19 protein-coding genes are annotated in these 26,138 nt (G+C 69.1%); 14 read left to right on the top strand and 5 right to left on the bottom strand.

Annotated elements, in window-relative coordinates; all coding sequences use genetic code 11:
- Positions 1-2: 2 nt before the first annotated feature.
- The 7 genes from trsS to DFW101_RS13010 all read left to right on the top strand — a co-directional run bounded on the left by trsS (position 3) and on the right by DFW101_RS13010 (position 9,961).
- A complete protein-coding gene (gene trsS / locus DFW101_RS13040; protein WP_009181994.1) occupies positions 3-1,364 on the top strand; it encodes a radical SAM (seleno)protein TrsS in 1,362 nt (453 codons plus the stop codon).
- Positions 1,355-2,416, top strand: coding sequence for a DVU_1553 family AMP-dependent CoA ligase (locus tag DFW101_RS13035; RefSeq protein WP_009181993.1), 1,062 nt, complete (start codon positions 1,355-1,357; stop codon positions 2,414-2,416). The genes trsS and DFW101_RS13035 overlap by 10 nt, the downstream gene beginning before the upstream one ends.
- Positions 2,413-3,456 carry an XdhC family aldehyde oxidoreductase maturation factor gene (locus tag DFW101_RS13030; protein WP_009181992.1) on the top strand — a complete coding sequence of 348 codons (1,044 nt, stop codon included), beginning with the start codon at positions 2,413-2,415 and terminating at the stop codon, positions 3,454-3,456. The genes DFW101_RS13035 and DFW101_RS13030 overlap by 4 nt, the downstream gene beginning before the upstream one ends.
- Entirely contained in the window at positions 3,453-4,658 is a 1,206-nt protein-coding gene (locus tag DFW101_RS13025; RefSeq protein WP_009181991.1) for a DVU_1551 family NTP transferase, read from the top strand. The genes DFW101_RS13030 and DFW101_RS13025 overlap by 4 nt, the downstream gene beginning before the upstream one ends.
- Before the next feature lie 112 nt (positions 4,659-4,770).
- On the top strand, positions 4,771-5,388 hold the full coding sequence (locus tag DFW101_RS13020) for a histidine phosphatase family protein (RefSeq protein WP_009181990.1): 618 nt from the start codon (positions 4,771-4,773) through the stop codon (positions 5,386-5,388).
- A gap of 98 nt (positions 5,389-5,486) precedes the next feature.
- Complete coding sequence (locus DFW101_RS13015; protein WP_232286019.1) at positions 5,487-6,713, top strand: efflux RND transporter periplasmic adaptor subunit; 1,227 nt, start codon at positions 5,487-5,489, stop codon at positions 6,711-6,713.
- Positions 6,710-9,961 (top strand): efflux RND transporter permease subunit, encoded by a 3,252-nt coding sequence (locus tag DFW101_RS13010; protein ID WP_009181988.1) that lies wholly within the window; start codon positions 6,710-6,712, stop codon positions 9,959-9,961. Before DFW101_RS13015 ends, DFW101_RS13010 begins: the two co-directional genes overlap by 4 nt.
- A 25-nt stretch (positions 9,962-9,986) precedes the next feature.
- On the opposite strand, the gene DFW101_RS13005 is transcribed toward DFW101_RS13010, so the two are convergent.
- The 5 genes from DFW101_RS13005 to DFW101_RS12985 all read right to left on the bottom strand — a co-directional run bounded on the left by DFW101_RS13005 (position 9,987) and on the right by DFW101_RS12985 (position 17,660).
- Positions 9,987-12,020 carry a chemotaxis protein CheA gene (locus tag DFW101_RS13005; RefSeq protein ID WP_009181987.1) on the bottom strand — a complete coding sequence of 678 codons (2,034 nt, stop codon included), beginning with the start codon at positions 12,018-12,020 and terminating at the stop codon, positions 9,987-9,989.
- Positions 12,021-12,102: 82 nt separating this feature from the next.
- Positions 12,103-14,118: a methyl-accepting chemotaxis protein gene (locus tag DFW101_RS13000; protein WP_009181986.1), complete on the bottom strand. Its 2,016-nt coding sequence runs from the start codon at positions 14,116-14,118 to the stop codon at positions 12,103-12,105.
- Between the two features lie 214 nt (positions 14,119-14,332).
- On the bottom strand, positions 14,333-14,860 hold the full coding sequence (locus DFW101_RS12995; RefSeq protein WP_009181985.1) for a chemotaxis protein CheW: 528 nt from the start codon (positions 14,858-14,860) through the stop codon (positions 14,333-14,335).
- 126 nt (positions 14,861-14,986) lie between these two features.
- Positions 14,987-16,894 carry a methyl-accepting chemotaxis protein gene (locus DFW101_RS12990; RefSeq protein WP_009181984.1) on the bottom strand — a complete coding sequence of 636 codons (1,908 nt, stop codon included), beginning with the start codon at positions 16,892-16,894 and terminating at the stop codon, positions 14,987-14,989.
- A 169-nt stretch (positions 16,895-17,063) separates the two neighbouring features.
- Positions 17,064-17,660 (bottom strand): TetR/AcrR family transcriptional regulator, encoded by a 597-nt coding sequence (locus DFW101_RS12985; protein ID WP_009181983.1) that lies wholly within the window; start codon positions 17,658-17,660, stop codon positions 17,064-17,066.
- A 397-nt stretch (positions 17,661-18,057) separates the two neighbouring features.
- Between DFW101_RS12985 and DFW101_RS12980 the strand changes: the two genes are divergently transcribed.
- The 7 genes from DFW101_RS12980 (at position 18,058) to DFW101_RS12950 (ending at position 26,119) form a co-directional block, all read left to right on the top strand.
- Positions 18,058-19,200: an iron-containing alcohol dehydrogenase gene (locus DFW101_RS12980; protein WP_009181982.1), complete on the top strand. Its 1,143-nt coding sequence runs from the start codon at positions 18,058-18,060 to the stop codon at positions 19,198-19,200.
- Positions 19,197-20,411 (top strand): two-component system sensor histidine kinase NtrB, encoded by a 1,215-nt coding sequence (locus DFW101_RS12975; protein WP_009181981.1) that lies wholly within the window; start codon positions 19,197-19,199, stop codon positions 20,409-20,411. The genes DFW101_RS12980 and DFW101_RS12975 overlap by 4 nt, the downstream gene beginning before the upstream one ends.
- Positions 20,408-21,736 (top strand): sigma-54-dependent transcriptional regulator, encoded by a 1,329-nt coding sequence (locus DFW101_RS12970; RefSeq protein WP_009181980.1) that lies wholly within the window; start codon positions 20,408-20,410, stop codon positions 21,734-21,736. Before DFW101_RS12975 ends, DFW101_RS12970 begins: the two co-directional genes overlap by 4 nt.
- 376 nt (positions 21,737-22,112) lie before the next feature.
- Complete coding sequence (locus tag DFW101_RS12965; protein WP_009181979.1) at positions 22,113-22,583, top strand: cytochrome c family protein; 471 nt, start codon at positions 22,113-22,115, stop codon at positions 22,581-22,583.
- Between the two features lie 110 nt (positions 22,584-22,693).
- Positions 22,694-24,472 (top strand): methyl-accepting chemotaxis protein, encoded by a 1,779-nt coding sequence (locus DFW101_RS12960; protein ID WP_009181978.1) that lies wholly within the window; start codon positions 22,694-22,696, stop codon positions 24,470-24,472.
- Between the two features lie 678 nt (positions 24,473-25,150).
- Positions 25,151-25,666 (top strand): NADP-reducing hydrogenase subunit HndA, encoded by a 516-nt coding sequence (gene hndA / locus DFW101_RS12955; RefSeq protein WP_009106639.1) that lies wholly within the window; start codon positions 25,151-25,153, stop codon positions 25,664-25,666.
- A 72-nt stretch (positions 25,667-25,738) separates the two neighbouring features.
- Positions 25,739-26,119, top strand: a complete 381-nt coding sequence (locus DFW101_RS12950; RefSeq protein ID WP_009181977.1) for a (2Fe-2S) ferredoxin domain-containing protein — start codon at positions 25,739-25,741, stop codon at positions 26,117-26,119.
- Positions 26,120-26,138 lie beyond the last annotated feature (19 nt).

The following is a 26,138-nucleotide window of genomic DNA, read 5'->3' as shown; positions in this document are numbered from 1 at the left end:
CCATGAACGCCCAAAAGCCCATCCCCACGGCCAGCCTGTGCCCGATCTGCCTGCGCCGGGTGGCCGCCCGGCGCGAGACCGACGGCCTGGACGGCTACATCGTCAAGGACTGCCCGGAGCACGGAGAATTTCGCACCCGGTTCTGGCACGGCCCGCCCGGCATTGCCGGCTGGAACCGGCCCAAGGTGCCGGGGGCCCCGCCGCCGGTCCTGACCGAATCGCGCCTGGGCTGCCCCCACGACTGCGGCCTGTGTCCGGAGCACGGCCAGCGGACCTGCACCGCCCTTTTCGAGGTGACCGGCCGCTGCAACCTGGCCTGTCCGGTCTGCTTCGCCCGCTCCGGCGAGGCTCCGGCGCCCGATCCGACGGTGGGCGCCCTGGCCGACCGGTTCGCCCGGATTTTCGCGGCCACGGGCCCGGTCAATGTCCAGCTCTCCGGCGGCGAGCCCACCGTGCGGGCCGACCTGCCGGCCGTGGTGGCCGCCTGCCGGGCGGCCGGCTTCGCCTTTGTCCAGGTCAACACCAACGGTCTGGCCCTGGCCCGCGACCCGGGTCTGGCTCGCCGGCTGGCCGACGCCGGCCTGGTTTCGGTCTTTCTGCAGTTCGACGGCACGACCGACGACGTGTTTGCAACGCTTCGCGGGGCACCGCTGCTGGCCGAAAAGCTCGCCGCCATCGACCGGTGCGTGGCAGCCGGCCTCGGCGTGGTCCTGGTGCCGACCATCGTGCCCGGGGTAAACGACGGCCAGCTCGGGGACATCGTCCGGCTGGCCCGGTCCAGGGCCCCGGGCGTGCGCGGCGTCCATTTCCAGCCGGCCAGCTCCTTTGGCCGCTATCCCTGGGAGTCCGGGGCCGGCGAACGCGTCACCCTGCCGGACCTCATGCGCGGCCTCGAAGCCCAGACGGGCGGCATGATCCGGGCCGAGGACTTCCATCCGCCGGGCTGCGAGCATTCGCTGTGCTCCTTTTCCCAGCCCTACCTGCTCGACGGCGAGGCCGGCCTCGTCCCGGCCGCGGGCCAGGCCGCGTCCTGCTGCTCCCCGGCACCGGCCCCCATCGCGGCGGACGAAGGGGCCCGGCGGGCCAAGGGTTTCGTGGCCCGGCAGTGGGCCGCGCCGACCTTTCCCCCGAAAGAAGGCGGCCCCATGGACGACTTCGACCGGTTCCTGGCCGACGCCGCCACCTCCCGGCGGTTCACCCTCTCGGCCATGGCCTTCCAGGACGCCTGGACGCTCGACCTCGAACGCACGCGCGGCTGCTGCATCCACGTGGCCACGGCCGACAACCGGCTGGTGCCCTTTTGCCTCTACAACCTGACGGCAACGGACGGCACGACCCTCCACCGGGGCCGGCCATGCGCCTGAGCCCCGTGGACGGGTTCGTCGCGGCGGGCCTTGGCGCGCCGGAGACGCCGCCCACGCCCGAAGGGCTCGCCGCCTGGCATGTCGCGGCCCTTGGCCGGGCCGTGGCCCATGCCGCCACGGCCCCCTTTTACCGCGACCGGCTGGCCGGCCTTTCGCCGGACTTTCCCCGGACGCTTGCCGATTTCGCCACCCTGCCTTTCACCGAACAGGCCGACCTGACCGAGGCCCATGCCCGGTTTCTCACCGTGTCCCAGGACGACGTGGCCCGCATGGTGACGCTCACGACCTCCGGCACCACCGGTCCGCCCAAGCGCGTGGCCTTTACCGGCGCCGACATCGAGGCCATCCGCCGCTTTTTCCACGTCGGCATCGCGACCTTGGTCGAACCCGGGGACACGGTCCTTATCCTCATGCCGGGAAGCCGGCCGGACAGCATCGGCGATCTCCTGTGCCAGACGCTTCCCCGCCTCGGGGCCCGGGGCATCCTCGGCGACCCGACCGGCGATCCGGTCCGGCTGGCCGCGGATTTGCGCCTCCACCGGCCGGACGTCCTGGTGGCCGCGCCGTCCCAGATCCGGCGGGCCGTGGACGATGCCGGCGTCTGCGCCGCCGCCGGGGCCACGCTTCGCACCATCCTCCTCTCGGCCGAGGCCCTGCCCGGGGGCTGGAAGGACCTGCTCGCCGCCCGCTTCGGAGCGGCCGTCTTCGACCACTACGGGGCCACGGAGATGGGCTACGGCGGCGGGGTGGAGTGCGAGGCCTTTTGCGGCTATCATCTGCGTGAAACCGAACTCTATTTCGAGGTGGTGGACATGGCCACCGGGGCTCCGCTGCCGGACGGCCACGTGGGCGAGGTGGTCTTCACCACGCTCGCCCCGCGGGCCATGCCCTTTGTCCGCTACCGGACCGGCGACGCCGCCCGCATGCTTTCCGGCCCCTGCCCGTGCGGAAGCCGCCTTCGCCGCCTGGGGCCGATCCTCGGGCGCATCGAACGGACCGCGGACGGCCCCCGCCTCACCCATCCGGCCAAAGGAGCGGCCGCCCGACCATGATCGAACTCATCCGCACCATCCGCGACACCCTGGCCGCCGGCCGATCCGTGGTCGCGGCCACCATCGTCACCAACGAAGGCTCGACCCCCCGCACCGCCGGCTCCAAAATGCTCGTCTTCGAGGGCGACAAGATCGCCGGCACCGTGGGCGGCGGACTGGCCGAAGGGCTGGCCATGGCCGAGGCCGCCGTGGTCCTGGCGAACGGCGGCTCCCGGCTCATGGACTTCGACATGACCGGACAGGCATCCAAGGGCGCGGACCTCATCTGCGGCGGCCGGATGCGGGTCTTTCTCGAACGCCTGGACCCCGAGCCGGCGACCGCGGCCCTGTTCGCCCGCTTGGCCGACCTGCTGGCCCAGGGCAGCCGGGGGCTGCTCATCACCGGCCTGGACGAAAACGGCGGCGGCGCGCCCGCCGGCCGATGCCTGCTTTTGCCGGACGGCACCCTGGTCGGCCCCTCCCCGGGCCCGGAGATCCTGGCCGCGGCCAAACGCCAGGGCCGGGGCATTCTGGCCCCCATCGTCCTCGCCTGCGCCGGGGCCCGCTATTTCCTGGAGCCGGCCCTGTCCCCGACCCCGCTCATCCTCTGCGGCGGCGGCCACGTCAGCCGCCCCACCGGCCAGATCGCGGCCATGGTCGGGTTTCGGATCACCGTCCTCGACGACCGGCCGGAATTCGCCAACCTCGACCGGTTCCCGTTCGCCGTGGACACGGCTGTCATCGACCCGGCCGTCGGCTGGCTGGCCGGCCGGGAGATCACGGACGCCGCCTGCATCGTCATCGTCACGCGCGGCCACGCCCACGACCACGACGCCCTGGCCGAGGCCCTGCGCACGCCGGCCGGGTACATCGGCATGATCGGGTCCATCCCCAAGCGCGACGCCATCTACGACAAGCTGCTGGCCGCCGGCTTCACCACCGCCGATCTGGCCCGGGTCAAAAGCCCCATCGGTCTCGAGATCGCGGCCGAAACGCCCGAGGAGATCGCGGTCAGCATCGTGGCCGAGCTGATCGAGCACCGGGCCGCCGGCCGGCCATGACGCCGTCGTCCCCAGGCGCCCCTCTCCGGGCCTGCGCCGTCATTCTGGCCGGCGGCCTGTCCTCGCGCATGGGCGCCGGGTTCAAGCCGCTTCTGGCCCTGGACGGCCGGACGGCCCTGGGCCTTCTCGTCGACACCTTCCGCCGGGCCGGCCTGGACGACATCGTGGTGGTCACGGGCCACCGGGCCCTGGAGGTGGCGGCCGAGGCTGTGCGCCTCGCCGTCCGGGCGGTCTACAACCCGGACTACGAGACCGGCATGTTTTCCTCGGTCAGGGCGGGGCTGGCCGCCGTGCCGGCCGGCTGCGCCCAGGTCTGCGTGACGCCGGTCGATGTGCCGCTGTTCCGGCCGGCCACCGTCGCCCGCCTCCTGGCCCGGCTGGCCGAGGCCGGCGCCCCGCCTCTGGTCTATCCGGTCTTTTCCGGCCAGCGCGGCCATCCGCCGTGCCTCGCCGCCTCGCTCCTGCCGGCCGTCCTGGCCCACCGGGGCAACGGCGGCCTGCGCCAGGCGCTGGCCCCCTTCGCCTTCGAGGAAATCCCGGTGCCGGACGCCAACATCCTGGCCGACATGGACACCCCCGAGGACTACGCCGTCCTTCGCACCCTGGCCCCCAGGCGGTCCATCCCCACCCCGGCCGAGGCCGAGGCGCTCCTGGCCATCGAACGCGTCCCGCCCCAGGGACTGGCCCATGCCCGGGGCGTGGCCGCCGTGGCCGAGGCCCTCGGCCGGGCCCTGAACGCCGCCGGGGCGGCACTCGACATCGCGCTGATAAAAGCCGCCGCCCTCCTCCACGACGTGGCCAAGGGCCGGCCCCACCACGAAGCCGCCGGCGGCGAACTGCTTTCCGGCCTCGGCTTCGACGCGGCCGCCGCCATCGTGGCCGCCCACCGCGACTGCGAACTGGCCGACGACGCGCCCTTGACCGAACGCGAGATCGTCTACCTGGCCGACAAGTTCGTCTTCGGCCGGTGGCTCGTGCCCGTGGCTTCCCGGTTCCAACAAAAGCTCGACCTGTTCGCGGCCGACCCCGACGCCACGGCCGCCATCGCCCGGCGCCGGCAAAACGCGCTGCGCGTCCTGGCCCGGGTCGAGGCCGCCCTCGGCGCCCCGGCCGAGGCCGTCATCGCCGCCGCCGGCTTCCGCCCCGGCCCGCCTCCGCCCGAAGCCTATCAGCGGGCCAGGGAGGGGGAGAGGGGAAGATAAGATAAGATGCCTCCGGCGGCCGGGGGGATAATCCCCCCGGACCCCTTGAAGGGAGGAGGGGGGGAGGATAGGTTGGAGGCATCATCAAGGACGCGTTTTCGGGAGGCGCGAAGTGGGCACCATTTACCTTCTGCGCCACGGGGCCATCGAGCAGCGCACACCGCGCCGGTTCGTGGGCCAGGCCGACCATCCCCTGACCGAGGAGGGCCGGGCCCAGGCCCAGCTGTGGCGGGAGGGGCTGGCCGACGTGGCCTTCACCCTGGCCGTGGTCTCCGACCTGACCCGCTGCCTGGAGACCGCGGCCCTCGTCCTCGAGGGCCGCAAGATCGCGCTCATGCCGGAACCCCGGCTGCGCGAGATCAAGCTCGGGGCCTGGGAGGGCCTGACCCGGGAGGAGGTGGACGCGCAGTTTCCCGGAGCCTACCAGCGCCGGGGCTGCGACATGGCCGGCTTCCGCCCGGACGGCGGCGAAAGCTTCGCCGACGTCCAGGCACGGGCCGTGGCCGCCCTCGGCGAACTGGCCGGCATGCCGGGCAACATCCTGGTCGTGGCCCACGGCGGGGTCAACCGGGCCATCCTCTGCCACGCCCTGGGCATGGATCTCACCCACCTCTTCCGCCTGGGCCAGGACTACTGCCACCTGAACATCCTGACCCCGGACACCGACTGTTGGCGTGTGGACGCCGTCAACTGCGCCCCGGTGCCGCCCTGGCGTTTTCCGGGGCCGTAAGGCGGCCATTTCCTATCGCCACTCTGTGAAATGAGGGCGCTCCCCTGCAGTTCTGCTTCGAACAACAGAAAGCGGCCCGTTGACAACGGCCGCATTGCATGGAACTTCCTGGAACCATGCGCCCACACCTCTCCCTCTTCCTCGCCGTTGCGGCCTGCTGGCTGCTCCCGGCCTGTTCCCGGGACAAGCCCGAAACGGCCGCGTCCGCCGGCTCCGTCCGTGAGGTCGCGGCCCCGGTCCTGGCGGCCGCGCGCCGGCCGGTGGTGGAATGCCGGTCCTTTCCGGCCGCCGTGGAGTCCGAACAGAGCGTGACCCTGGCCAGCAAGGTCTCGGGCACGGTGGAGGCGGCCCTGGCCCGGGAGGGCGATCTGGTCAAGGCCGGCCAGCTGCTCCTGCGCCTGGACGACCGGGACCTGACCAGCCAGGAAGCCGGCCTTCGGGCCTCGCGGGAGCAGGTTTCACGTGAAAAACAAGCCCTGCTCGCCAAGGCCGGCCTGGCCCGGACCACCCTTTCCCGCATGGAAAAGCTCCTGGCCCAGCGGGCGGTCAGCCAGGAGGACGCCGACAAGGCCAGGGCCGAGTACGACGCCCTGACCCGGCAGGCCGAGGCGGCCGCCGCCCAGGAAGGGGCCGCGGCCGCCAAGCTCGGGGAACTGGCCGCCCTTCGCACCTACACCCGCATCACCGCCCCCTTTGACGGCATCCTGGCCCGCCGCTACGTGGACCAGGGCGCCTTCGTCACGGCCGGCTCACCGCTGGTCCTCATCGACACGGCCGCCGGCGGCTACGAGCTGACGGCCCAGGTGGACGAGTCCCTGCTGTCCGGCCTCGCCCTGGGCCAGAAGATCCTGGCCGTGGTCCCGTCCCTGGCCAAGGCCCCTTTTGCCGTGGCCGTCTCGGCCGTGGTCGGCCGGGTGGACCCGGGCAGCCGGACCTTCAAGCTCAAATGCGCCCTGCCGGACGCCGTGCCCGGCGCCGAAGGCCCGCCCCGGGCCGGCATGTTCGGCCGGGTGTTCGTGCCGGCCCGCACCGCCGAGAAGCTGCTCGTGCCCGAGGCCTGCCTGTCCCGGCGCGGCGACCTGCCGACCGTGGCCGTGGCCGGGGGCGACGGCGTGCTCCACTTCCGGGTGGTCAAGACCGGCGGCAGCTATCTGGCCGCCGAGTTCGACGGCCAGACCTACCTGACCGACTCCGAAGCCTTTGACGCGGCCGGCCACGACCGCTTCGCGGACATCCTAAGCGGCCTGGCCGACGGCGAGCGCCTGGCCTGCGCCCCCGGGGCCGTCCTTCGCGAGGGCGACCGGCTGGCCGGAGCGCCCAAGTGACCGGGCCTGAGCCCCACGGCCGCCACGGCGACTGGCTGACCCGGCTGACCGCCCTTTTCGTCGACGCCAAGCTGGCCCCGCTTTTGATCCTGGCCGCCGTCCTGACCGGCGTCCTGGCCATCCTGGCCACGCCGAGCGAGGAAGAGCCGCAGATCGTGGTGCCCATGATCGACATCCACGTGACCATGCCCGGGGCCACGCCCAAGGAGGTGGAAAACCGGGTCATCGGCCCCATGGAGAAGATCCTGTGGGAGATTGCGGGCGTGGAATACGTCTATTCCACGGCCATGGCCGGCGAGGCCCTGACCGTGGTCCGCTTCCGGGTCGGGGAGAACACCGAAAAAAGCGTGCTGGCCACCTACACCAAGCTCTACCAGCACCTGGACTGGATTCCGCCCGGCTGCTCCCGGCCGATTTTAAAGCCCCACTCCATCGACGACGTGCCCGTGCTGGTGGCCGCCTTCTGGGGCGGGGCCTACGATTCCAGGCAGCTTCGGACCATGGTCGGCGCCGTCAACGACGAGGTCCGCCGCATCCCGGGCGTGGCCGAGACCACGATCACGGGCGGACGCAGGCGGGCGGTCATGGTGGAACCGGACCCGGACCGGCTGCGGGCCCAGGGCCTCGACGCCGTGGACCTCCTCGACGCCCTTGGCGCCCAGAACGCCGGCCGGACCATCGGCGACGCCTTCCAGTCCGGCCAGGCCGTGTCCATCCGGCTCGACAACTTTTTCCGCACCGAAAAGGAGCTGGCCCGGGCCGTGGTGGCCGTCAAAAACGGCCGGCCGATCTCCCTTGCCGACGTGGCCTCGGTCAAAGACGGCTTTGACGAGCCCGGGGACTACGTCTTCTACCTGCCCGGCCGGGGTCTGGCCGGGGAGAACAAGGACGCCGGACCGGGCGAGGCCTTCCCGGCCGTGACGCTTTCGGTGGCCAAGCGGACCGGCGAGAACGCCACCCGGGTCGCCGCCGAGGCCCTGCGCCGCATCGAGGCCCTTCGCGGCTACCTCCTGCCGGCCGACGTCCAGGTCACCGTCACCCGGGACTACGGCCAGACGGCCAAGCACAAGGTGGACGAGCTGCTCAAGCACCTCGCGTTGGCCGCGGTCACGGTCGGCGGGGTGGTGGCCCTCTTTCTCGGCCTGCGGGCCAGCCTGGTGGTCATGGTGGCCGTGCCGGTGACGCTCGCCATCACCCTGGCCACTTACTGGCTCATGGGCTACACGCTCAACCGCGTCACCCTTTTCGCGCTCATCTTCTGCATCGGCATCCTGGTCGACGACCCCATCGTGGACGTGGAAAACATCGTGCGCCACCTCTCCCTGCCCGGGGCCCGGGGCCGGCCCCTTTCCAAGGTCATCGTGGAGGCCGTGGGCGAAGTCCGGGCCCCCCTGGTCCTGGCCACCTTCACGGTCATCGCCGCCATCGCGCCCATGGCCTACGTGGGCGGGCTCATGGGCCCCTACATGCGGCCCATGCCGGTCGGCGCGTCGGTAGCCATGCTCCTGTCCATGGCCGTGGCCTTTCTCATTACCCCCTGGACGGCCAAACGGACCTTGAAGGCCCCGCCCGAGGGCACCCGGCCCCACGGCGAGATCCCGGACGACGCCGGCACCCGGGCCTACCGCTGGCTCATGGACCGGCTCCTCAAGCGCCCGGTCTGGCGGTGGAGCTTCCTGGCCGCGGTCCTGGCCCTTTTCCTCGGGGCCTGCGCCCTTTTTCCGGCCAAGGCCGTGCTGGTCAAGATGCTGCCCTTTGACAACAAGAGCGAGGTGTCGGTGGTGGTCGACATGCCGCGCGGCACCACCCTCGAGGAGACGACCGCCGCCAGCCGGGAGCTGGCCCGGACGATCCTGGCCCGGCCGGACGTCACCGGCGCGGTCGTCTACGCCGGCACGGCCGCGCCCACGGATTTCAACGGCCTCATCCGCCACTACTACCTGCGAAGCGGCCAGCACGAGGCCGCCATCACGGTGAACCTCCGGGAGAAGGGCGAGCGCGACCGGCAAAGCCACGCCATCGCCAAGGAGATCCGCCAGGCACTCGCCCCCATCGCCGCCCGGTACCGGGCCAAACTCAAGACCGTGGAGGCCCCGCCCGGCCCGCCCGTGCTCCAGACGCTGGTGGCCGAGATCTACGGGCCCACCGACGCCGGCCGGCAGGCTGTCGCCCGGCAGGTCCGCGACATCCTGCGGGAGACGCCCGAGGTGGTGGATGTGGACTGGTACGTGGACGATCCCCGGCCCGAGCGGGTGATCCGGGTCGAGCGCGACAAGGCGCTGACCGCAGGCGTGGACCCGGACCGGGCCCTGCGCGACGTGACGGCAAGCGTGGCCGGCACCGTGGCCGGGTTACTTCACGACGCGGCCGCCCGGGAGGACGCGCCCATCGTGGTCCGCCTGCCCCTGCGCCACCGGGCCGACGCCCGGGACCTCGGGGCTCTCACCGTCCGGGGCGAGAACGGCCGCATGGTGTCCCTGGACCAGATCGCGAGCATCGGCGAGCACGAGGAGCCGACGGCCCTGTACCACAAGAACCTCCTGCCCGTGGTCTACGTGACCGGCGACGTGGCCGGCCGGGAGGAGAGCCCCATCTATGCCATGAACCGGGTGAACGCGGCCATCGACGCCCTGGGCGCATCCGGCCGGGGCGCCTGGCAGACAGTCTCCAGGGCCGGCCTGCCGGTCCTGTGGACGGCCATGCCCGACCAGACGGCGGACTACAGCCTCAAGTGGGACGGGGAGTGGCAGATCACCTACGAGGTCTTCCGGGACATGGGCCTGGCCTTTGCCGTGGTCATGGTCCTCATCTACATCCTGACCGTCGGCTGGTTCGGCTCCTACACCACGCCCTTGGCCATCATGGCCCCGATCCCGCTGTCCTTGATCGGCATCATCCCGGCCCACGCCCTGGCCGGGGCCTTTTTCACGGCCACGTCCATGATCGGGTTCATCGCCGGGGCGGGCATCGTGGTGCGCAACTCGATTATCCTGGTGGATTTCATCGAGATGCGCCGGGGGGAGGGGGTGGGTCTGGCCGACGCGGTGGAGGAGGCCGGGGCCGTGCGCTTCCGGCCCATGCTCCTGACGGCGGTCAGCGTGGTGGCCGGGGCCTTTGTGATCCTTTTCGACCCCATCTTCCAGGGGCTGGCCATTTCGCTCATGGCCGGCGAAGTGGCGGCCACGGTCTTCTCAAGGATGGTGGTGCCGGTCCTCTACTACCTGGACGCCCGCCGCCGGGCCGCCTGAGGCCGTCCGGCGGCGACCCGGCCTGTCACAGCGCGCAATGGGCCTCGCCCAGGGTGCCGGCGTACCGGGCCAGCCGGGCCACATCCAGGATGAGCGAGATGGTGCCGTCGCCGTTGACCGTGGTGCCGGAAACGCACTCCACCCGCCGGTAGACGTCGCTGAGCTTCTTGATGACCGCCTGCCGCTGGCCCACCACCACGTCCACGGCCAGCCCCACTTCCGCGTCCCCGGCCGCGACCATGATCACCCGCTCGTAGCGCGGCGACGGCCCGGCCACGCCGAAAATCCGGCGAAGGCTCAGGCACGGGGTCATCTTGTCGCGCCAGGTGACCACGCCGACGGCCGGCGGATCGGCATCGAGAAACCGCTCCAGGCAGGCCCGGGCCGCGACCAGGGGAATGATGTAGTCCTCGTTTCCCACCCGCACCTGCAGGCCGTCGATGATGGCCAGGGTCAGGGGCAGGCGCACGGTCAGGGTGGTGCCGAGGCCCGACCGGCTCTCCAGGCTGACGCGGCCGCCGAGCTCCTCGATGTTGCGCTTGACCACGTCCATGCCGACCCCCCGGCCGGACACGCTGCTGACCTCCTTGGCCGTGGAAAACCCCGGGCAGAAAAGACAGTTGAGGATGGTCCGTTCGTCCGCTTCCTCGCCCGGGGCGAGCAGGCCCTTTTCCAGGGCCTTTTGCCGGACCCGTTCCAGGTCGACCCCGCCCCCGTCGTCGGTGATGACGATGCGGACCTCGCCGCCGACGTGGTCGGCCTGGAGCCGGACCGTACCCTGGGCCGGCTTGCCGGCGGCCAGGCGCTTTTCGGGCGATTCGAGGCCGTGGTCCAGGGAGTTGCGCAGGATGTGGACGAGAGGGTCCTTCAACTGGTCCATGACGTGTTTGTCGAGTTCGGTGTCCCCGCCCTCGCCGACAAAGGCCGCCTCCTTGCCGAGTTCCCCGGCCAGGTCGCGCACCAGCCGGCGCAGCGTGCCGTAGAGCCCGCCGATCGGCACCATGCGAAGGCCGAGGGTCTCGTCGCGAAGCCGGGCCGCCACCCGTTCCAGCTCCTCGGCAATGGCCCGGCCGGCCGGATCGACCCCGGCCGCCGCGCGCTCGGACAACCGGGACTGGATGATGGCCAGCTCCCCGACCAGATCGACCAGCCGGTCGAGCCGGCTGGCCTCCACCCGGATGCTGGCCGCGCCGTCGCCCGCGTCTTTCGGCTTGGGCCTGGGTTTGGCCCGCCGCGACACCCGGGCCGCCAGCCGGCGATCCAGGTCCGTGGCCAGGGCATGGGCGTCCTCAAAGGCCGATGCGGCCAAAAGCGCCTGGACCTCGTCCAGGTCCGTGGCCCGCAATGCGGTTTTGGCCAGACGACTGACCAGCACGTCGTGCTCGTCCTCCACGAACACGAACACGTCGCGCAGGGCGTCCTCGCCCGCGCCGCCGACCAGCAGCACGTCCCACCACACGGTCACGGCCTCGGGATCGAGGGCCTCGAGGGGTGGCGTCGCCTCGGCGTGGACCACGGCCCGGGCCTGCCCCAGGGCCCCGACTTCCGCCAGGAGCCCCAGGGGGTCCTGGCCGGACAGGTAGGTGTCGGCCTTGGGCCGGTAGCGCAGCCACCAGGTGGCCGCGTGCGGGACCGGCCGGGGCCCGTCGGCCGCAACCTTGGGCGCCGGCCCGGCCGGGTCGCCGTCGGCCTCGAGGCCGGCCAGGGACCGCAGGCGGCCGGACAGCCCGTCGGAGGCCTCGGCCGAGGCCTCGTCCTCGCCCCGGGACAACAGGCCCAGGATGTGGTCGCGGCACAGAAGCGTCAGGTCGAGCAGGTCCTTGTCCGCCGTCAGCTTGCCGGACCGGACCTGGTCCCAGACCGTTTCCACCTGGTGGGTGAACCGGGCCACCTCGTCGAAACCGAACATGGCCCCCGAGCCCTTGATGGTGTGCATGGCCCGAAAGAGCTTGTCCACCTTGTCGCTGTCCTGCGGATCGGCCTCCAGTTCGAGCACGGTGTGCTCCACCGTTTCCAGCAGTTCCAGCGCCTCTTCCCGGAAGGCTTGCACGTGGTCCACGATCGCAACGCTCCTTGGCGGCCCGGGCCGCCCGGCATACCCGCCGACTGGTCATGGCCGCAAACAGGCCCGCGTCGTCGCCTCAGAACCGCTCGAAATGGACGTCCTCGGCTTCGCCCGGCAGGCCGAGATCGACCAGGGGGGGCTGTGTCCTCGCGCCGGGCAGCGCCTTGGCGCCACGGACCGGGGCCCGTTTGGGCGCGGCCGGCGCGGCGATCTGGCGCGGCGACCGGTTGCCCACCTGGAAAAAGGCCATGGTGGCCTGGAGCTGCTCGGCCTGGGACGAGAGCTCCTCGGCCGTGGAGGCCAGCTCTTCGGAGGAGGAGGCATTTTGCTGCACCACCTGGTCGAGCTGTTGCAGGGCCTTGTTGACCTGGGAGGCGCCGGCGCTCTGCTCGTGGGAGGAGGCCGCGATCTCCTGGATGAGTTCGGAGGTCTTCAAGATATCGGGCACGAGCTTTTCGAGTAGCTTGCCCGCGCCCTCGGCCACGTCCAGGCTGGAGGCGGACAGGGTGTTTATTTCGGCGGCCGCGGCCTGGCTCCGCTCGGCCAGCTTGCGGACCTCCGAGGCCACCACCGCGAACCCCCGGCCCTGCTCTCCGGCCCGGGCCGCCTCGATGGCGGCGTTCAAGGCCAGGAGATCCGTCTGGCGGGCGATCTCCTCGATAATGGATATTTTGGCGGCAATCTGGCGCATGGCGGCCACGGTCTTGGTCATGGCGTCGCCGGACTCCCGGGCGTCCTCGGCGGCCTTGCGGGCCAGGGATTCGGTCTGGCGGGCGTTGTCCGCGTTCTGGTTGATGGCCGCGCTCATCTCCTCCATGGACGAGGAGCTCTCCTCCACGGCCGAGGCCTGCTCGGAGGCGCCCTGGGACAGGGATTCGGACGAGGCGGACAGCTGTTCGGCCCCGGCGGCCATGTTTCCGGCCCCGGACTGGACCTCCTGGACCACGGCCGTCAGCCGGCCGACCATTTCCCGAAGCGACCGCATGAGGCCGTCGCGCTCGGACCGCTCCGTGACATCCAGGCGCAGCTCGCCGTCGGCCAGCCGGCCGGCCAGGGCGGCCACGTTCTTGTCGGCCTCGAGCAGGGCGCCAAGGGCCTTCATGAGGGCGTCGTTTTCGGAGCGCAGGCGGATGTCGACGTCCAGGTCGCCGGTGGCCATCTTGCCGGCCGCCTCGACCACGCTTTTGTCCGCGGCCAAGAGGCCGGCCAGGGATTTGAGGAGCACGTCGGCCTCGCACCGGGGCGTGATCCGCACCTCCAGGTCGCCAAGGGCCATGCGGGCCACATTCTGCGCCACCCCGCTTTCCGCCTCGGCCACGGCCCGGAGCGCCTCGCAGACCTGCCCCACCTCGTCGGCCCGGCGGACGTCGAGCGCCTGCCCGGTGTCCCCGGCGGCCAGCGACTTGGCGAAGTCCATGCAGCGGCCAAGGGGCCGGCTGATGGCCCGGGAAATGAACACCCCGAGCACGAGGCCGAGCAGGACGCTGCCGATGACCAGGCCGCTCAGGTAGAGCCGGTCCGTCTCGTAGATCCGGCTGGTCTCGGCGGCGAAATTCTTGGCGTTTTCCGCCTTGCGCTGGGACAGGACGTCCAGGGCCTCGTCCACGGCCCGCAGCTTTTCCCGGCCCGTCCCCATCATGAGGGACACGGATTCCCGCTTGGCCTCCAGGTCCTCCTTGGCGGCGGCGGCCACGATCTGGTCGAAGACCGGTTGCAGTTCGGCCCAGGCCTTGTCGAGGACCTGAAGCAACTGCTTGCCCTTTTCGGTGTAAAACGCCGGTTGGGCCAGGGCCACGCTGTCCTGGAAGCCTTTCTTGTAGAAGCGTATCCGGTCGAGGAACTCCTTGCGCTCTTCCGGGGTCGCGGCCAGGATGTAGTTTTTGACGTTGCGGTCTATATAGACCAGGTTGATGTTGGCTTCCTTGATGGCGCTGAGGCCGAGCGTCTCCCGGGTGTACATGGCGCCGGCCAGGTCGTTCATGATGCCGAGATTGTGGATGCCCATGGAGCCGACCAGGGCGGTCAGCACCGCCATGAGGACAAAGGCCAGGATCAGCTTCGTTCCCACCCGCATGTCATAAAACCACTGCATACGCCCTCCTCGGCGATTGATATCCTCATGGCCCGGAAAAGAAGCCGGCCCCCACCACACTCGCACCCGTATCCGCCCGGCCATGGCCGGAGTCCTCCCCCGGCCGGGACGCCCCAGACACTTCCCTTGCATCGGATGGCCGCAACCAAAGCGACACCATGCAATATTTCCTATCGCCGAACAAATACAAAATTCCCGCCGGGCCGGGTCCGGCTCAGGCCAGGGCCCCGGCTTCCGCGTCCGCCCCCGGCCCCCCCTCCGCCAGCAGGCCGCTCAAGTCGTGGATCTCGTCCGTGGAAAAGACCCGGTCCATGTCCAGATGCAGGATGAACCGGCCGCCGTGGTTGGTGATGCCCTTGAGGCATCCGGCGTCCACGGACGCGCCGAGTTTGGGCGGCGGGGCCATGGTGTCGGCACTCAGGTCCAGCACCTCCTTGACGGAATCGGCCAGGGCCCCCATGAGGGCGGTTTGGCCGTCATGGGAGACTTCCATGATGACGATGCGGGTATGGATGGTGTGGGCGACCTCGCCGAGCCCGAGCTTGAGGCCGAGGTCCACCACGGGCACGGCGTTGCCCCGGACGTTGACCACGCCGCGCATGGAGGCCGGAGTTTGGGGAATGCGCGTGATCTCGCTGTAATCGAGGATCTCCCGGACCGCGAAAATGTCCAGGGCGAACAGTTCGCCGCCAAGGGTCAGGGTCAGATAGCGCTGGGATTGCGTGTTGCCTGCGTCGGCCATGATGGGTTCTCCTTGCTCGCCCCGGTCGTGTCGTTCCCCGATATCCGTGTCCGCGGCTCCCGGGGAGAGGCTCTTTTCCGTCTTCGTGCGCTCCAGGAAGCGACGGCCGCCCTGGGGGAGGCCGCCTCAGAACCGTTCGAACTGCTTGTCATCGGCTCCGAGGTCGTTGCCGAGGTCCAAAGGCACGCCACGGCCGGCAGCCGGCAGGGCCTTGCCCGGGGCCCGGGCGGCCACGGCCTTGGCGGCCCGGGCCGGCGGGACCGGACGCTGGACGGCGGCCCGGCCGCCGTTTAACCGGAAAAAGCCGATGGTGGCCTGGAGCTGCTCGGCCTGGGAGGAAAGCTCCTCGGCCGTGGAGGCCAGCTCTTCGGAAGCCGAGGCGTTTTGCTGCACCACCTGGTCGAGCTGCTGCAGGGCCCGGTTGACCTGGGAGGCGCCGGCGCTCTGTTCCGTGGACGAGGCCGCGATCTCCTGGACCAGATCGGAGGTCTTTAAGATGTCCGGCACCAGCTTTTCGAGCAGCTTGCCGGCCCCTTCGGCCACGGCCAGGCTGGAGGCGGACAGGGTGTTGATCTCGGCGGCCGCGGCCTGGCTGCGTTCGGCCAGCTTGCGGACCTCCGAGGCCACCACCGCGAAGCCCCGGCCCTGCTCCCCGGCCCGGGCCGCCTCGATGGCGGCATTGAGGGCCAAGAGATCCGTCTGCCGGGCGATTTCCTCGATGATCGAGATCTTGGCCGCGATGTCGCGCATGGCGGCCACGGTCCGGGTCATGGCGCCGCCCGATTCCTTGGCGTCCTCGGCGGCCTTGCGGGCCAGTCCCTCGGTCTGGCGGGCGTTGTCCGCGTTCTGGTTGATGGCCGCGCTCATCTCCTCCATGGACGAGGAACTCTCCTCCACGGCCGAGGCCTGCTCGGAGGCGCCCTGGGACAGGGATTCGGAGGAGGCGCTCATCTCCTGGGCCCCGGAGGCCACATTCTCGGCCCCGGACTGGACCTCCTGGACCACCGACACCAGCCGGCCGACCATTTCCTTGAGCGCGAGCATCAGGCCGTCCTGTTCGGACCGCTCCCGGACTTCCACCCGCAGGTCGCCCTCGGCCAGCTTGACGGCCAGGGCGGCCACGGTCCGGTCCGCGGCCAGCAGCCCGCCCAGGGACGAGAGAAGAACGTCGGCCTGGGACCGGGGGGTGATCGTCACTTCCAGGTCGCCCTGGGCCATGCGCGAGACGGTTTCGGCCACGTCGGCCTCGGCCTTGGCCACGGACCGCAGGGCGTCGCACAGGACACCCACCTCGTCCTTCTGGTGGATGTCCAGGGACTGGCCCGTGTCGCCCTTGGCCAGGGCGTTGGCAAAGGCCACGCTCCGGTTCAGGGGACGGCTGATGATCCGGGCGATGAAAATGCCAAGGCCCAACCCCAAAAGCACGCTGCCCGCGATGATGCCGAGCAGGAGCAGGCGGCTGCTGTCGTAGATCTGGGTGGTCAGGTCCGCATAGCTTTTGGCGTTGGCTTCCTTGACCCTGGTCAGTTCGGTCAGGGCATCGTCGATGACGTTGATCTTCTCACGCCCCTGGCCCATGGACAGATCCACGGAGTCCCGCTTGGCCGCAAGGTCTTCGTTCTTGGCGATTTCGACGATCCTGTTGAGGAGGGGCTGGTATTCGTCCCAGGCCCGGCCAAGCTTGGCCAGGAGCTCCTTTCCCTTGTCGGTGTAAAAAAGCGGCCGGGCCAGGTCGAGCTGTCTCTGGTATTCCAGCCGATATTTGGCGATCCCTTCCTGGTACTTGCTGCGATCGGCTTCCGATGAGGCCAGAAGCAGATTTTTCGTGGCCCGGTCGAGGTAGACGAGATTGATATTGGCTTCCTTGACATACGATACGCCGAGGAGCTCCTTGGCGTACATATCGTCGGCCATGCCGCTTATAACGCCCATCTTGTCGATGCCGAGGTACCCCACCACCGCCGTGATGGCCGCCATGAGAATAAAGGCCATAATGAGCTTCGACCCGACCCGCATGTCGTAAAACCACTGCATGGAAAGCCTCCTTGCCTTGCAACACCCGTTGCGGACCCATGTTTCGGCAGCGGCCGCTTCGCCCGCCGCCGGCCACCGCCCGTCCCTGACACGGCCGTTCCTGGGCCGCACCGACAAGAACCGTCACACCATAAACCTCTATTTGCCATAGAAAAACCGTCAAGCGCCCTCATCCTTCCGGGCACCCGCCCCGGCCGGCCAAAAGCCGGCCGGCCATGAAGGCCACCACCTCGGCCGTGGGATCGGCCAGGGACGGGTCCCGGACCAGGGTCTGGGCGCAACCGAGCCACAGGCCCCGGATGACGCGCGTGGTCTCCGCCACCGGCACCTCGTGGAAGACTCCCGAGCTGAATCCTCGTTCAAGTTCCAGGCCGATCAGTTCGGCGCACCGCCGCTCCAGCATGGCCAGGTCGGCCATGGGATGGCGGTCGAGGTCGAAGCGCAGAAAGGGGTCGTCCCGGAAGAGGACGCCAAAGGCGTCGCGGTTGTCGCGGACATGGCGGAAAAAGGCCCGGGCCATGGCTTGCAAGGCCGTCCAGGGCTCGGCCGCGGCCGCGGCTTCCCTGCCCAGGGCCCGCAAGAGTCCGGACAGGGCCTGGCGGGCGATGATGAAGAGAAGATTTTTCTTGGACTTGAAATGATAGATGATCGTGCCCGCCGCCACCCCGGCCTGGGCCGCGATGTCGTGGACGGAAGTGGCGTCGAAGCCGTTGGCCGCAAAGAGTCTGCTCGCGGCCGCGACAATGGCGTTGATCTTGGCTTCCACGGGGCCACCTCTTCTTGAATGGCTGTTCAGTCGGTATCTATCCCGGACGCCTTCGGCTGGCAACTCTTTTGCGCGTCCTTTATCGTTGCAACGATACCGATTGCCCCTTCGCGCCTGCGGGTGCGCCTTTTTCCCTCCTCGTTTCGGGGGGCGCGAATGGCCCGCCCCGGCCTGCCCGACGCCCGGCCCGCTTGACCTTTTGGATGGCGGCGTTATACTTTCCAACCGACGAGAATCGTGCCTGATCTCCCGCAAGGTTGCCCCTGCCGGCCGGCGGCGGCCCGGTACACGGGGAGCGGCTCCAGCGGACGGAGACCGGCCGGCCCCCGGGCCCCTGCGCTGGCGTGTTGCCGCCGGGAGCGCCGGGATCCTGTCCGCCCCACCCCCAAGGAGCGCCATGCGGATCAGCAAATTCGCCATTCCGGAGATCATCTTCGGCCGGGGAAGCATCGTCCACCTGGCTTCCTGCGCCAAGCGCCTCGGCGGCCGGCGTGTGCTCCTGGTCAGCGACCAGGGCCTGGTCGGGGCCGGCTGGGTCGATCGGATCATGGAGATCCTGCGCGACAACGGCCTGGAGTGGGTCTACTACGACGCCGTCAATTCCAATCCCCGCGACTATCAGGTTCACGACGGCGCGGAAATCTACGTGCGCGAGCGGGCCGACGTCATCATCGCGGTCGGCGGCGGCAGCCCCATGGACGCGGCCAAGGGCATCGCCACCATCGTCGGCAACGGCGGACGGATCAGCGACTACGAAGGGGCCAACCGGATCATGCGGCCCCTGCCCCCCATGATCTTTCTGCCGACAACCGCCGGCTCGGGCTCGGACATCTCCCAGTTCTGCATCATCACCGACGTGGCCCGGCAGGTGAAGATGTCGATCATCAGCCGGTCGCTCGTGCCCAATATTTCCATCATCGACCCGCTGGTCTTACTCACCAAGAGCGAAGAGCTGATTATCGCCTCGGCCATCGACGCCTTTGCCCACGCCGTGGAATCCTACCTGTCGCTCTTGTCTTCGCCCTTCACCGAGCTCCAGGCCTTGAAAGCCATCCGGTTGATCGCCCAGAACCTGCGCCCGGCCCTAAACGACCGGTCCATCGAGGCGCTCGAAAACCTGAGCATCGCGGCCACGGCCGCCGGCATGTCCTTTTCCAACGCCGGGCTTGGCATCGGCCACTCCCTGGCCCATTCCCTCGGCGGCATGTTCGACGTGCTCCACGGCCTCGTCCATCCGATCCTCCTGCCGCCGGTCATGCGGTTCAACCTCCCGGCGGGCGTGGACAAGCTGGCCGCCATCGGCCGGATCGTGTGCGGCCCGCGCATGTGCTCCTCGGAATACATCGCCCTGGCCGGCATCGACTGGCTGGAGCGGTTTTTCGGGGACTTCAACGTGCCGGTCCGGCTGCGGGACATCCTGCCGGACAGCAGCTGTCTGGAAACCATCGCCAAGACGGCGGTCAACGACGCCTGCACCCTGACCAATCCCCGGCCGGCCAGCTGGGAATCGCTCCTTGGCGTCTGCCAGGAGGCCTGGTGACGCCCTGGCGCGCCCCGTCCCTCGAGGACCTCATCGGCATCGAGCACAGCAAGCTCGGATTTTTCCAGGAGCTGCGCCAGACCATCGAGGCCTTAAAAGACGCCAACGCCCAGTCCTCCCAGCGCCGCCGCGAAATCGCGGCCATCCTCGACGGCATAACGGACATCATGATGGTCCTCGCGCCCGACCTGCGCATCCTGTCGGTCAACCACGTCTTCCGCCAGACCTTCCCGCAGCCGGCCCCGGAAGGGCAGTTCTGCTACAAGATCTTCCGCAACCAGGACACCCCCTGCCCCGAGTGCCCGGCCAGCAAGTCCTTTGCCACGGGCGACATCTGCCGGGAGACGGCCATTTTCAAGATCGGCGGAAAAAACATCCAATACGAGATGGTGGCCTCCCCCATCCGCCACCCGGACGATCCCGAGAGCCACATCCTGGTCTTCAAGCGCGACGTGACCCGGGAGAAGGAATACCAGGCCAAGTTCTACCAGGCCGAGAAGATGGCCACCATCGGCATGCTGGCCACGGGCGTGGCCCATGAGGTCAACAACCCGCTGACCGCCATCTTCGGCTTTGCCGAGGGCCTGCGCCGCCGCCTGCCGGCCCTGCGCGAAAAGGTGGACCCGGGCGTCATGGAAGACGTGGAGGACTACGTCAGCACCATCCTCCTCGAATGCCGCCGCTGCCAGGACATCGTGACTACGCTGCTCACCTTTTCCCGGCACAAGACCGTGAGCTTTTCCCCGGTGAGCCTGAACGCCGTGGTCGAGGATACGCTGAAACTCCTGCGCAGCCACCTCAAACAGCGCAACCAGGCCAAGATCACCGTGCGCGTGGACCTGTGCGAAAGCCTGCCCAAGGTCCTCGGCGACGAACACCAGATCAAGCAGGTGATGCTGAACCTCCTCGTCAACGCCATGGACGCCATCGCCGGGCCCGGCCGCATCGTCATCACCACCTTCCAGTCCGTCCCGGAGTCGGTCTGCCTGTCCGTGGAAGACTCGGGCTACGGCATCCGGGCCGAACACATGGACAAGCTCTTCGAACCCTTTTTCACCACCAAACGGGCGGGCAAGGGCATCGGCATCGGCCTCTCCACATGCATGTCCATCGTCCAGAAACACCACGGGGACATCACGGTCAAAAGCCAGCCCGGCCAGGGCGCGGTCTTCACCGTGAAGTTCCCGGTCAATCCGGATAAAACATCGTGACCAGCCCCTATTCCGTTTTGGTGGTTGACGACGAGCCCTCCATCGGCAAGTTGCTCAAAAAGGAGCTGTCCTCCCCGGCCCGCACGGTCACGGCCGCGGAAACCGCCCACCAGGCCCGCGAGATGACCCGGCGCAACACCTACGAAGTGGTGGTCCTCGACCTGCGCCTGCCCGACGCCGACGGCCTCGACCTCCTGGTCGAAATCCGCCAGCACATGCCCGACGTCGAGGTCATCATCATCACCGGTCACGGCAACATCGACAGCGCGGTCGAGGCCATGAAGCTCGGGGCCTACGACTACATCACCAAGCCGTTCAACCTCGAGGAGCTGGAGCTCATCGTCGAGCGGGCCTACCAGCGGGCCTGCCTGCGGTTCGAGAACCGCCAGCTCAAACACGCCCAGAGCCGGAACCAGCCCCAGCAGATCGTCGGCAACTCGGCGGCGGTCAAGCAGATCCGGTTTCTCATCGAAAAAGTCGCCCCCACCGACGTGCCGGTCCTCATTACCGGCGAATCCGGGTCCGGCAAGGAGGTGGCGGCCACGGCCATCCAGGCCCTGTCCCGCCGGGCCGACAAGCCGTATGTCATAAAGAACTGCGCCACCCTGCAAAAGGAGCTGGCCCGTAGCGAACTCTTCGGCTACGTCAAGGGCGCCTTCACCGGGGCCACCGAGAACCGCGAAGGGCTCATGACCTTTGCCAACAAGGGCACGCTTTTTCTCGACGAGATCGGCGAGCTGCCCATGGAGGTCCAGGCCTCGCTCCTGCGCACCCTCGAGAACAAGACCTACCGCCGGGTCGGGGACAAGGACGAGCGGACCACCGACCTGCGCCTGCTTTTCGCCACCAACCGCAACCTGGCCAAGGAGGCCGAGGCCGGCCGGTTCCACGAGGCCCTTTTCCACCGCATCAACGTCTTCAACATCGAGCTGCCTCCCCTGCGCGAACGCAAGGAGGACATCCCGCTGCTGGTCGATTATTTCCTGGACCGGGTTCAGGCCGGCGGCACCTACCGCATTTCCGACCGGGCCATGTCGTGCCTCATCAACTACCAGTGGCCCGGCAACATCCGGGAGCTTCGAAACGTCATCGAACGCGGGGTCATCCTGTCCGAGGCCGGGGTCATCACGGAAAACGCCCTGCCCCGCGAGCTTTCGCTCCAGGCCGAGGGCGACCACGACTTCCTGTCGCTTGAGGCCGTGGAACGCGAGCACATCGGCAAGGTCCTGGCCTGCTTCGGCAACAACCGGACCCTGGCCGCCACCGCCCTTGGCATCTCCCGCAAGACGCTCTACCGCAAGATCCGCGAGTACAATATCATCTGACCCACCATGGCGGCGGGTTTGAGGCAAAAGGTCACACCCCGCCCCCCGCCCTTCCCGGCCCGCGGCCCGGCTCCCCGGCCGTTGTCCCCGGCCCCCTCGCCGCCTCCGGACCCATCGCAAGAATATATTCAGTATTTACGGCCCTCTAAAGCCGGCCGCCGCGCCGCGTCCCCGCCCCCTGCCCGCCCCTGGCCCGCCTGCCGCCAAACGCGGCCGAAACCGGGCTTCCGGTATGCATCTTGCTCTTGGTTATCACGAAAACAACCGCCCCGCGTGACCCCGGCCCCGGCCAGGAACGCGCGGGTTTCCACCGCAAGCGAGGCGCGGGCCGCCTCTTTGCCGGCCGCCCCGCTTCGCCGCCCCAAGGAGCACGGACATGGCATGGCGATCCGTTTTCCGCGTTCTGGCCGCGACCCTGGCCGTTTGTTGCTTCCGGTTTGCCGGCGAGGGCCGGTGCGACGAGGCCCGCTATGTCGGCAACGCCGCCTGCGCCGGGTGCCACGCCGCCGAGTACGACGCCTACAGCAAGCATTCCAAAAAGGCCCATTCGTCCCGGAGTGTCAGGCTCATGGCCAAAAGCCTGACCCCGGAGGAGCTGGCCGGCTGCTTTGCCTGCCATGCCACGGGCTACGGCCGGCCCGGCGGCTTCACGAGCCTTTCGGCCACGCCGGAGCTGGCCGACGCCGGCTGCGAGGTCTGCCACGGCCCGGGCTCGGTCCACGCCGCCACCGGCGATCCGGCAGCCATCAAGGGCAAGCTTTCCGTGGCCGACTGCCAGGGGTGCCACAACGCCACCCGGGTCCGCGCCTTCGGCTTCAAGCCGCTCCTGCGGGCCGGGGCCCACTGACGCGGACGTCCAGGCCCGGCGGCGTTTCCGGCCGCCGCCGCCGGGGCCGAGACGACCAGGGCCGGCCATCCCAACCGCCACCAGGACCCGATCCGCCCGGGAGACGCACCATGTCCAAACGCACCCATTCCCTCGGCGCCAAGGCGCTCCTCCTCGTCAGCCTCGTCGTCACCGCCACCCTGGCCGGGCTTTTCGCGGCCAACGCCCTGTGGCAGCACGACATGGCCGTGGGCCGCACCCGGGAGGCGGCCATGCGCGCGGCCACCCTCACCTCCCTGGTGGTCAACGAACCCATGGTCCTTGGCGACAACGAGGGGACCACGGCCCAGTTCGCCAAGATCGCCGCCGCCGGCGACAAGTCCCGGGTCTTTCTGACCGACTTCCGAGGGTCGGTGACCTACGGCACGGACCCGGCCGCCCTGGGCCGGCGGCTGACCGACACCGTGGCCGACCCGGGCCTGGCCGCGCTCCTGGACCAGGCCCTCGGCCAGGGCCAGGACGCCGACAGCCTGGAAGACGTGGCCGGCCGGCCGACCTTCCTCACCATCCGGGCGGTCAAGAACGCGCCCGAGTGCCACCACTGCCACGGCGCCAGCCGGGCCGTCCTCGGGGCCCTGGTGACCGCCGAGGACGTGTCTCCGGAGATGGCGGCCCTGCGGAACACGCAGGTCAAGGCGGGCCTGCTCTCCCTGGCCGGACTGGCGGCACTCGTGGCCGCGCTGTGGTTTTTCATGAAGCGGTCCATCATCGACCGGCTGGCCTTTCTGTCATCGCACAGCGAACGCATCGCCACGGGCGACATGGACGCCTGCCTGGAGATCCACAAGCGGGTGGACCGGAGGATGACAGGCGGCCGCATGGACGAAATCACCACCCTGGCCAACGCCCTGTGCACCCTGGTCGACAACCTCAAGCGGAAGATCCTCGAGGCCGACCAGAAGACCCGCGAGGCGGCCAGCGAGGCCGAGCGGGCCGGAACCTGCCTGGCCGAGGCCGAGTCGGCCCGGGAGGGGGCCATCGCCGCCCGGCGCGAGGGAGCGGTGGCCGCCGCCCACACCCTGGAAGGCGTGCTGGCCAACCTGGGCCAGACCGGGGAGGCGCTCTACGAAAAGGTCCGTCTCGCCCTCGGCGGGGCCAGGACCCAGAAGGACGCGGCCCAGGAGACCACGCTGGCCATCGGCGAAATGAACACCGTGGTCATGGAGGTGGCCAAAAACGCGGCCGCGGCCGCGGACACGGCCACGGACGCCCGGCAAAAGGCCGCAGACGGGTCCAGGACCGTGCTCGAACTCGTGACCCTGATCAGCCGGATCCGGGACAAGGCCGGGGCCCTGCGCGAGGACATCACGGCCCTTGGCCAGGAGGCCCAAGGCATTGGCGCCATCATCAACGTCATCTCCGACATCGCGGACCAGACCAACCTGCTGGCCTTAAACGCCGCCATCGAGGCGGCCCGGGCCGGGGACGCCGGCCGGGGCTTCGCCGTGGTGGCCGACGAGGTCCGAAAGCTGGCCGAAAAGACCATGACCGCGACCAAGGAGGTGGAGCAGGCCGTCACCGCCATCCAATGCGGCACCCGGGAGCACGTGGTCAGCGTCCAGGAAACGGCCACGGCCATCGAGGCGGCCGACACCCTGGCCCGCCGGTCCGGGGAGGCCCTCTCCGGCATCGTCGGCCTGGTCACGGCCTCGGCCGACCAGGTCCAGGCCATTGCCACGGCGGCCGACGAGCAGTCGGCCGTGACCGAGGAGATCGCCCGCACCGTGGAATCGATCCACCGCATCTCCCTCGACACGGCCGCGGCCATGGAGGAATCGGACACGGCCGTGGCCCGGCTGACCGGCCAGGCCGCCGACCTGCGCCAGCTCATCGACGACATGCTGGCCTAAGCCCCGGCCGTCCCGGCCCTGCCGGGATGGCCGGAGTCCCTTCCTTTCCCGCCACGCCTGCCCCCTTCCCGTTCCAAGCGCCGCCGCCGGCCTTCGCGCCGGCCCGCCCAGGCCGCGTTCGCCCGAAAAGGGGGATGCATTTCCAAGACGTTTATGCTACGATGGACCTGAAAACCCAATACCGTGCAGACGGCTGCAAACAGAAGCCTGGGCCGCCCGGGAGGGGGAGCATTTTGACCCATTTTTTCCCGCCGGCTAGCGCACTTTGTCTTTTCTCTTTCAAGACACCTGATTTTAAAGGCTTTTTAAAATCACTCGCCAAGTCTCCGCCGCCTCTCCCGCCCACCGATGTCCCGTCCGGCCTCCGCAGCCGGACCGCCATTCCAGCCGAAAAATACAACGCACTGAAATTATTCCGTTTTTATAGTTGGCCCGGAATTTGCTGCCTGGGGGGCAGATTAGGGAACACACGGCTTTGTCCAGCCGAAGCCGAGGCTGGGCAAACCGATGGAAGTAAGCCCCCCTAGATTGTGAAAATAATCACAAAGTCAGGGGGGCAGGAAATGACGGCGAGGCCGCGCGACCACGTCCACCGCACCGGGAGAGGCTTTCTTGGCGGCAGGCGCGGACATCGCTTTCCAGGAACTTCAAAAATGCCACAAGGAGAGGTGCTTCCGTATGCAAAACTCAACTTGTCAAGCGGTCGGAGAATGCCGGGTGCCGGACCAGGCCGTGCTGCCCCAGCCGCTGTACCGGGAAGTCGTCCAGTTCATCGAGGCCCTGCCCCAGAAGCAAGGCCATCTGGTCACCGTGCTCCACAAAGCCCAGAGCGTCTTCGGCTACCTGCCCATCGAAGTGCAGCAGTTCGTGGCCGACTACATGGAAGTGCCGCTGGCCCAGGTCTACGGCGTGGTCAGCTTCTACACCTTTTTCACCATGGTCCCCAAGGGCAAGCACCCCATTTCCGTGTGCATGGGCACCGCCTGCTTCGTCAAGGGCGCGGACAAGGTCGTGCGGGCCTTCAAGGAACAGCTCAAGATCGACATCGGCGACGTCACCCCTGACGGCAAGTTCTCCATCGACACCCTGCGTTGCGTCGGCGGCTGCGCCCTGGCTCCCATCGTCATGGTCGGGGAGAAGGTCTATGGCAACGTCACCGCCGGCCAGGTGAAAAAGATCCTGGCCGACTACTAGGCAGGCCCCCTCTGCCCCGGCCGGACGGGCCGGGGAGGCCGCAACGACAGCCAGACAGCCAAGGAGCGCTTCATGAGCACCATAAAGACCCTCGACGAATTAAAGGTCAAGCGTCAGGAGATCCTGGACCGCAAGGCCGCCAAGAACGGCAAGACCATCATCAACGTGTCGCTGGCCACCTGTTCCATCGCCGCCGGCGGCAGGACCGCCCTGGAGGCCATGCAGGACGAGGTGGCCCAAAACGGCCTGACCGGGGTGGAATTCATGCAGTCGGGCTGCATGACCTACTGCTACGCCGAACCGACCGTGGAGATCACGCTGCCGGGCAAGGCCCCGGTGGTGTTTGGCGGGGTCGATGAAACCAAGGCCCGGGAACTGATCACCGAGTACGTCATGCGCGGCGAACCGGTGGAGGGAATCATCCCCGTCAACTACGAACGGGTAGTCCTGTAAAAAACCTACCGGGAGACGA

The sequence above is a fragment of the Solidesulfovibrio carbinoliphilus subsp. oakridgensis genome (assembly GCF_000177215.2).
In the GTDB taxonomy this organism is placed as follows: Bacteria; Desulfobacterota; Desulfovibrionia; order Desulfovibrionales; family Desulfovibrionaceae; genus Solidesulfovibrio; species Solidesulfovibrio carbinoliphilus.
The sequence above is the reverse complement of the archived record's forward strand: the minus strand, read 5'-3'. Positions and strand labels throughout refer to the sequence as shown.